Below are 540 nucleotides of genomic sequence, written 5' to 3' on the forward strand. Positions count from 1 at the left end.
AGGACTACCTCGAAGCGGCGGTCCGCGACGTCTTGACGGCGCCTGAAGCGCGCGTCGACGACCAGGTGGGTTACGCGGCCTTGCTGATCGCGGTTTCCGGCGCCCTCGAAGAAGCCGACCGGCTGGTCACGCAGTGGCTGGCCCGGACCGAGCGGCCGGTGACAGCGCTGGCCGCCGACTCGGTGCGGGCGCGCGCCTGGGCGATGCTGTTCGAGGCATCCGGCGGGCGACCGGACTGGGCCGAGGGGTTGGCGCCGCTCGACCTGGATGTCGAGGAGCGCACGCACACAGCGTCGTTGCATCGTCCGGTTTCGGACTTGGAGGGTGTCCTGCCGCCGGGCCCGGTCGCCGAGGTGATCAAGCACGTGGCGCCGACTCGCCCGGACCGGGTACGCACGGCTCTCGCCGACGGTGACCTGGAGCTGTGGGCTTCCTTCGCCGGGCCGCACCCCGATGTGGCGACGCTGGCGGCGACGCGGGCGCTGGCTCCCGCGCTGGTGGCGGGCGCGGACCCGCTCGGCCTGCGGGATTGGGCGCCGA

At 73.7% G+C, this 540-nt stretch carries 1 pseudogene; it reads left to right on the forward strand.

The annotated features are described in order from the left end of the window. Positions 1–540 (forward strand): annotated as a pseudogene (locus tag CCN39_RS48665) (SMI1/KNR4 family protein); the annotation flags it as partial.

Origin of the sequence: Amycolatopsis kentuckyensis, from assembly GCF_002155975.1 — a bacterium.
Taxonomy (GTDB): domain Bacteria; phylum Actinomycetota; class Actinomycetes; order Mycobacteriales; family Pseudonocardiaceae; genus Amycolatopsis; species Amycolatopsis kentuckyensis.